7 protein-coding genes and 1 pseudogene are annotated in these 7,554 nt (G+C 68.7%); 4 read left to right on the top strand and 4 right to left on the bottom strand.

Annotated features, from left to right (window positions below; all coding sequences use genetic code 11):
* Positions 1-227: hypothetical protein (locus tag ACWGIG_RS35045; RefSeq protein WP_453325742.1), on the top strand; the 227-nt coding region annotated here is incomplete at its 5' end.
* 21 nt (positions 228-248) lie between these two features.
* Here the strand turns inward: ACWGIG_RS35045 and ACWGIG_RS35040 are convergent.
* Positions 249-905 carry a lysophospholipid acyltransferase family protein gene (locus tag ACWGIG_RS35040; protein WP_453325741.1) on the bottom strand — a complete coding sequence of 219 codons (657 nt, stop codon included), beginning with the start codon at positions 903-905 and terminating at the stop codon, positions 249-251.
* A gap of 293 nt (positions 906-1,198) precedes the next feature.
* Here ACWGIG_RS35040 and ACWGIG_RS35035 point away from each other — a divergent pair.
* Positions 1,199-1,434 (top strand): annotated as a pseudogene (locus tag ACWGIG_RS35035) (hypothetical protein); the annotation flags it as partial.
* Positions 1,435-2,540: 1,106 nt separating this feature from the next.
* Here the strand turns inward: ACWGIG_RS35035 and ACWGIG_RS35030 are convergent.
* The 3 genes from ACWGIG_RS35030 to ACWGIG_RS35020 form a co-directional block, all read right to left on the bottom strand.
* Positions 2,541-2,810, bottom strand: coding sequence for a hypothetical protein (locus ACWGIG_RS35030; protein ID WP_453325740.1), 270 nt, complete (start codon positions 2,808-2,810; stop codon positions 2,541-2,543).
* A 485-nt stretch (positions 2,811-3,295) separates the two neighbouring features.
* Positions 3,296-3,736: a hypothetical protein gene (locus ACWGIG_RS35025; RefSeq protein ID WP_453325739.1), complete on the bottom strand. Its 441-nt coding sequence runs from the start codon at positions 3,734-3,736 to the stop codon at positions 3,296-3,298.
* 826 nt (positions 3,737-4,562) lie between these two features.
* Positions 4,563-4,877, bottom strand: a complete 315-nt coding sequence (locus ACWGIG_RS35020) for a hypothetical protein (RefSeq protein ID WP_453325738.1) — start codon at positions 4,875-4,877, stop codon at positions 4,563-4,565.
* 650 nt (positions 4,878-5,527) lie between these two features.
* Here ACWGIG_RS35020 and ACWGIG_RS35015 point away from each other — a divergent pair.
* The gene (locus ACWGIG_RS35015) at positions 5,528-6,403 is read left to right on the top strand and encodes a GNAT family N-acetyltransferase (RefSeq protein ID WP_453325737.1); all 876 of its coding nucleotides are present in this window, start codon (positions 5,528-5,530) and stop codon (positions 6,401-6,403) included.
* Positions 6,404-7,170: 767 nt separating this feature from the next.
* A partial coding sequence (locus ACWGIG_RS35010; protein WP_453325736.1) for a phospholipase occupies positions 7,171-7,554 on the top strand: 384 nt, incomplete at its 3' end.

The following is a 7,554-nucleotide window of genomic DNA, read 5'->3' as shown; positions in this document are numbered from 1 at the left end:
CGGCCACGGAGCTGCTGTCCAAGCGGGCAGCAGCAGCGAAAGCCGCCGCTGCCAAGGAGAAGGCCGATCTCGAAGCGCGTGAGGCGGTGGCCGCCGTGCTCCGCCGTTTCGGGGACGACGAGTTGGTCTCCAGTGAGGTGATCCGGCGCGGGTTCGAGGACCTCAGGCTTACCCGGTCAGCGCCAACGAACCCGCGTGGCCCCCGTGGAGAGCGGAATTTGAGGTGAGGCAAGCTCGTTCTCCCTGCGCTACGCGGGCCCCGCGCGCTCCCCCAGGCGAGCTGCCGCCGTGTGCCAGGCGGCCGTCACCGCTGCATGGGCCCGCTCCGTCCGTGCGGCGCCGTGGCCCGTCAGCTGGAGCGGGCTACCCACATGTACGTGAAGTCCGGGCCTGCGCAGCGGTGCCGTGAGCAGGCCCGTCAGCTGCTTGGGGACTCTTCCCGAGGTGATCCTGCGAGCGCCCGCCTGCCCAACGGGCACTATCGGTGCCCCGGTTCGGTGGACGAGCCGCGACAGGCCGCTGCGAAAGTTCCCGGGCGCCGCTTCCGCGGCGTCGTGGCGGTGCGGGAGACCGCCCTCGGCGTAGATCAGCACCAGGCGGCCTTGCCGGAGGGCTTCAGCGGCGTCGTCCAAGGCGTTGGCCGCACGCCGGTCCCTGCGGTGGACGGGGATGTGCCCTCCCCCGGCGAGCATGCGGCCGAGCACCGGAACGCGCCACAGCCCGGCCGCCGCCATGACGACCGGCCGGGCCCCCAAACGGTGGAGCGCGGCCAACACGACGAGGGGGTCGGCCAAGGACGTGTGATTGGCAACGACGATGCTACCGGGGGCCAGTTCGGGGCCGTCGGCAGTTACGGTGAGGCGGCCGACGGCGGGAATCAGGACATCGGCGAGGCGGCTGAGCACGTTCGGTCTCCCGGGCTCGACAGTATTGATCCTCATCGTCGACTGTCGGCAACTGCCCGGACGTGAGTAGGCACACTCATCTTCCCGTCGTCCCGTACCCAGATGCGGAGCGATCGTCAGGGGCCACTGCGCGTAGGACCACCAACCCACCTGAACTCGAGGCACGTTGCACCCTCCGTGGCACACCCCGACCTCTGGGGCAATCCCGAACAGTGTCCGCCGCGTACTCTGCCTCGTGCCGACTCGCTCCGTACCCCCACCAGAAGCTCGTCTGCAAGACCTGTGGGCCCGGGTTGCCCACCCTGCAGTACGCCACGCTGAAGTTGACTCATCCAGCGCCGGGTTCCGCGGTGATCTGGCGGCGGGGCCAGTTGGCGCTGTTGTCCGCACGGGGCATGCCCCGTGCGGGAGATCGCCGAGGTGACGTTCACAGGGTGGACGGCCCAGGACGTTCACTCTGCCCGAGCGACGCGAGATCAAGAAGACCGTCAAGTCGGAGCCGGTGGAGCACGGCCTGCCGTTCTCGACCTGAAACGGGGATACCGGCCAGGACGTGGTCGCAACCGCGGCGCACAGCGAGGTGCCGACGCTTCGGGTGGCGGCGGCCAGTGCCGCGGTGAACCTGCCGACGGAGTCTGCCGCGGGCGTTCTCAGCGAACTAGTGGCCGACTCCGACCCCGGTGTACGCAAAGTGGCCGTTGCAACTACCCCGGCCGATGCCCCGGAGTCGCTGACCACGCTCCCCAGGAGGTGATTCCGACCGAGGAGGGCGCCACGGTGCCGCCGGCCTCTCCGGGCGATGCGCAGGCGGCCACGAGTCCGATGCCGGGCGAGGACTCCGGTACGGATCTGATGCCGACCGAGGGTGGGTCCTCCGGTCTGATACCGGGCGAGCATCAGGGGCGCGGTGGCAGCGTGGGCGACAAGGGATTGGGTGACAACGGAACGGCACCGGGGAAAATGCCTGGCGAAGCCTGACCTGCCGGAGTCGCGCGGCCCTGGGGCGACGCCACCGAAGCCGGCGAGGCGGTCGTGGGCGCCGAGCGGCCAATCAGTCAAAGCCACCAACGGCAGAACGTTTCCCACCACACTCGGCACCCCTGGGCGGGTCAACCGTACGAAGGGCTCACCACGTCCCGCAGAACGACGTAGGGAGCGCTTCGCCCCGTGAGGTATCTGGCGATACGCAGTTGGGCGGTTTGTCGCGGGAGCGGCGGGAGGCGCTGGACGAGATCGAGCCCGGAGGCGCCCGGGATGGGACGCGGGGTGGCAGCGCTGCCTGCGCCTGGCCCAACACCACCCGAAGGACAGCGGCACGGTGCCCACGGAGGCAGTGAAGTCATCGTCCAGGATGAGGACTTGGGGTGGTGGGTGCGGGCATGCCGGTTCGGTTGGGACACGCTGCTGCCCGAATAGCAGTGGCTGCTGGAAGACGTTCTCGGCCTCGAACCGGCGGGCGAGGAGGAACGGTCGGCGAAGTGCACCCAGGACGACACGGATGCATACACCGAGGACGCGGATTTGCGTGCGGTGGAGGACGTGTACGGGCGCGCATGCGGTACTAGCTAAAGCGGTGCGGGACCAGGCACAGTTCTCTGTGCACCGGGCTCGGCACGCCATCGGCTGCGAACCGCGTCAGTGGAAGAGGTCGTCATGCGGCCCGGCCAGGGTGGACCACGCGGCTGTGGGGTCACGGTCGCTGTCCCGGTCCTTCTTGCGGTGGGCGGGGAACATCAACTGCGCGCTGGCGACCATCAGGCCCATCCCGCCCAGGCCCATCACCATACGGGCCCACCACATCGTGCCCGTCCAGTCCCGGGGAGGCCCGACGATGGCCCACAAGCCGAGGGATGCGCCCAGAAGCAGGACGATGACCGCGCTGGCTCGGCGCAGAATGAGCTTCATGGATGCATGATCACACCAGGTTCGGTGCGGGCGCTGCCCAGGGTCCGGTCATACGCAACAGCACCCCGTGGGGGACGATTCAGCGCCAGGAGGGCTCTCGTGGCGTCCGGCCGGGCAGCTATGAGGTCGTACGTGGCCAGGAGCCCAGGCCGGGCGGTGGAGTACCGGGCGGATCACCCATGACCACAACGTGTGGCACCAGGTCCTGGGCACCCGGGGGAAGGACGCGTCCGGGAACTGGCGGCACGGCGTGAAGCCCTGCCTCGGATACCCGGTGCTGAATTCGGAGACCGGGGAGTGGGAGTTCGGGCGCATGGCCGGGTGTCGGCTGTCGCTGGCCTCGGACGCGGCGTACGAACAGTTCCACGGCCACTGCTCGGGGGAGCCGGATCCGGGGCCGTGGGGCATGCGCTGTGCTTCCGGTTCGGCCTCACTGTCATGGCTGGGCCGACGGTTCAGCTCTACGCTCTACGCGGGTGCGCTGGTCAGCGGCGGTCGGTGGACAGGGTGACGAGGAACTGGCCGCCGCCCGCCTCGATGCCGGCGGTCACCGGCAGCCCCGGTACCAGGCGGGAGAACCGGTCCACCAGCCAGTCCGCCGCCTCTTGGGCATCGCGCTTGGTCGGGCAGCGGCCCACCATCTCGCGGCCCCCCTTGCGTTCCAGCCTCCCGGCAACGGTGATCAGTGGCGCGGGTTCCACCACGTACAGACGCTCGGGCCAGGCGATGACCACCTTGACCGCGCCCTTGCGGGTGTTGCACGCCCGGTGCGCGAGCCGCTCGGCGACCTTGGCCTTCCGATCGGCGGTCCGGCTGTCGACGCTGGGCCCGCGCGGGTCGTTCACCGACTCGTTGGGGTCGACCGGTTCGTCACACACCCAGCACCGCCAGTTGTCACGCTCGGCCACATCATCAAGAAGACTCATCCGAGCAAACTAGCCTGCCCGACCGCCATCCCGCGCACCAGGGCCCCGGCGCAGCCTCCACATCAGCCAACGCTGCTGCACCGCCTGGCCCACCAGCGTGCTCACAGCGAAGCGGAGGGCCCGGCCGGGCGGCGCCCGGCGCTCCTTCAGGAGGGGAGATTCGCCGGGCAGCGCGTCACGCGTAAGGCCAGCGCGCTGCCGTCGCCACCCCTGACCGCATGGGCGTCCACCCGGACCGTACTCACCCTCGGCCACGGGTACGGCGCCACCGGTTCTCCCCCCGGGCTCCGGAAACCTGAGGACGGCGGCCCGGTTCGTGGGTGCCCGTGCGGAGCAGCTGGAGGATGACGGCGGACTGCCCGACGATGCGCAGAGGGGCGGGGTGTTGTGGGAGCAGCGGAGGCGGAGGGCGAACAGTCGGTGAAGCGCGCCCAGGACACCAAATGGGCAATCAACATACGCCTCGGAAGCGTTCCACGCCCGCGAGGACACCTACGGGTAGCCCGCCAAGCAATGTGAAGCGGCTGGGTCCAACGAGGGGCCGGACCCCATGTCGAGGATGGGTTCCGGGGCGACAGTACGCGGTGAACGTGACGTACGGCGGGTTCTTGGACAACGTCCGCCAGCGGGCCGACAGACTCGATGCGGAACCACGGGTCGACCTCGATGAGGCCCGAACCTCGTAGCCGGTCGCGGCGCACCGGGCGGACGTGCTGGGATGCGGAGTCCACCGTGATCGAGCTGGGCGGTGGTACCCCGGTCGGCCGGAGCCGGGCACCACCGCCCGCCTAGTTGGCTGTTCTCGTCATGACGTGGGCTGCCGGGGTCAGCAGGTGACGACCTTCCCGTAGGAACCGCGGCCCCAGTTCCACTCCCACTGTTCGCCCTTCTGGTACGTCAGGCAGCGGGAGTCGGGGCCCCAGTCGATGACGACCTTCAGGTGCATCGCCTCGTTGCACGTATTGGTGACCTTCACGTACTTCTCGTGCTTGATGACATCGCGCTTGACACAGGCCGGCGCGGTACCCATGACCTGGGCCTGTGAGGCCTGGGCCCCGGCGGGGGCGGCGAGGAGCGCGGCGAGCACAGCAGCCGCAGTAAGCGCCGCCGTACGCAGCGGCTTCCGGGAGACAGAGCGCATGTCATCACCTTCTGTAGGGGGCATGGCGGAACAATTACACGCAGATCGGGCCCTGGGGCGGAATCCTTCGGTTCACCCCCCGAAAGAGGTACCTGCGGCAGTGCTGGAACACGTTGGGTATGTGGTGTTCAGGGCGCAGCCAGGAGGAGCGTGACGTGAAGAGGGCCGCGGGCAAGCGGGATACCAGGCGCAGGAATGGCGCAGCACATGCTTCGCGAGGAGCCGTCGTCCCGTGCCTGCCGGAGTGCCCAGTGCACTCTGTGGTTCAGGAGGTACGGCGCTCTCGGCGGGGGTGGGCATCGGCTCCGCGACTGATGACGAAGAGCGTTCTGATACCGGTTCGGCAGCCGATGTCGATCCAGCCGAGCGGAAATGTCACTGCGCTCCGGGTTCTGAAACAGAGTGCGCCAGCAACGAGATGGGGCAGCAGCACGGGCGGCGGCCTGGACCGGGAGCGTGCGCGGTCCGGCGGGAACGGCAACCTTTCTCATCGCCCTGGCCAGCAACAGCATCACCGTCCGCTGCCTGGTCCGACGCGCCTGAACCCATTGCCGCTGGGACGCCCGCCCCCGAATGCCCGCATCCGATGGCGCGCCGGCGGAGGTCGTAACTGGAGTGCGATGCCTGCCATTCGTACGACAGGATGTGGCATGACCTGGTTTCTGAGCGCGTCGCTGGACGACTTCCGAGCGGCGGCCGGCGACTTCCTCGCCGCCCAGCCAGCCCCCAACACCGTGCCGCTGACTCTCGTGGACCGGCTGACCAAGGACGGCCCCCACGCCTTCGGTGAGGAACAGCCGCGTTTCGGGTGGTGGCAGGAGGAGCCGTACGGTTCGGTGTCCGGGGTGTTCGTGCAGACTCCGCCGTTCGGAGTGGTGCTGGGTGCGATGGGCGGGGAGGCTTCCCGTCGCCTCGCAGAGGCGTTGGCCGAGGTGGGTACGGTGGCGGTGCCCTCCGTCCAGGGAAACAAGCAGGTGGCCACCGTTTTCGCTCGGACCTGGGAACGGGCCACAGGCCGACCGGCGAAGGTGCGGGCGCACGAACGGCTTTACCGTCTCCGGGCGTTGGCCCAGCCTGACCCGTCTCCGAGCGGCGGTGCCCGGCAGGCTTTGAAAGCCGACCACGAGTTGCTGGTCGATTGGCACGAAGCCTTCTCCGCGGAGAGCCTCGCAGCCCACTCCGGTGTGGACCACAACGCGCTGGTCGGTCGCCGAATCGCGGACGGTCTCCTGCACGTCTGGGAGGACGACGGCCGTCCGGTCTCGTTCGCGGGGGTCAGCCCGGTGCTGGCGGGGATGTCCCGGATCGGACCGGTCTACACCCCGCCCTCGCTACGCCGCCGCGGCTACGCGAGCGGCATCGTCGCGGCAGGTTCGGCGCACGCCCTCGCCCAAGGCGCGACCGAGGTACTGCTCTATACCGACCTGGCGAACCGGACCAGCAACTCGATCTACCAGCAGCTCGGTTACGTCAGGGCCGAGGACGCGATCGTCCTCGATCTGGAACTGGAACTGGCCACCGGGTAGCCGAGGCATCCCATGAGGCGGAGAGTTGAGTCTGTGGGTGCGCGGGTTGCCTTTGTCTGTCGCGCGGGCGTTCAGCTCGAACGGATGCCCCCAGTCTCGGCCGGTGACGCTCTGCTTCGAGCCGATGACTACCGTCCGCAACAGGGACCACGATGCGCTCCGAGGTCCCGGGGAGGACGTCTGCCACGAAGGCCACCAAATCCCCACGCAGGTACTCCACTTGCCGCCTGTCTGCCCATCCAACATGCTCCCCAACTGCACGGACGAGAAGATCTAACGGAGTCCCACTCATGCTGTGACCGCGAAGGTTCACCGGGGCGCGGGTCGTGCCGCGCGGGCAAGGGGGTCCTCTCCACCTCGTCGAGGCGTTGCGGTGCGGGCGGAGTTGGACGATCCCGGCTTCTAGCACTGGAGCGCCGAGGGAGCACTCGCCGGATCTTTAGGCATCCGAGATGACCGGACACATACCGCACACACTGACCCGTGTCGGCTCGACTTCGGGCAGACTCTCACGCTCCCCTGGAAGGAGGAGCGACGCCGCTGCGGACTTGCCGAACTGCTGGAGACGGGAGGGCAGTTGAGGGCTGTTTCGCTCTGTCGCGGCTTGCGGCGGGGTGAATTCCGGGGGTGTTGCAGCCCCTGTTCGTGGAGGTTCTCCGTAGGCACAGTGATGCTTTCGGGTAACTGCTCTTCACCGTTGATAGTTCCTCACAGTCTGTAGCCCGCCGCACCGGTAAAGATCCGGTGCCCGCAGACTGGAGAACTCCATGCGTCGTCTTCTTGCCACCGGGCTCGCCGCTGCCGCCGCAGTGATCGCATTCGCCACCCCCGCGTCCGCAGCCCCGGCCGACAAGCCGCAGGTATTGAGCAGTTGGACGCAGACCAGCGCTTCCAGCTACCAGTCCTGGGTCTCGGCGCGCGCCGCCCAGGGCAACTGGTCGGCGTACGGCTTCGACTGGTCGACCGACTACTGCTCCTCCTCGCCGGACAACCCGTTCGGCTTCCCGTTCCAGACCTCGTGCGCCCGGCACGACTTCGGCTACCGCAACTACAAGGCGGCCGGCACGTTCAGCGCCAACAAGGCGCGGCTCGACGATGCCTTCTACGCGGACCTCAAGCGGGTCTGCTCCCAGTACTCGGGAGTGAAGAAG

It is taken from the genome of Streptomyces sp. NPDC054863, assembly GCF_053610825.1.
Note: the sequence above shows the minus strand (reverse complement) of the source record. Positions and strands in the feature narration are given on the sequence as shown.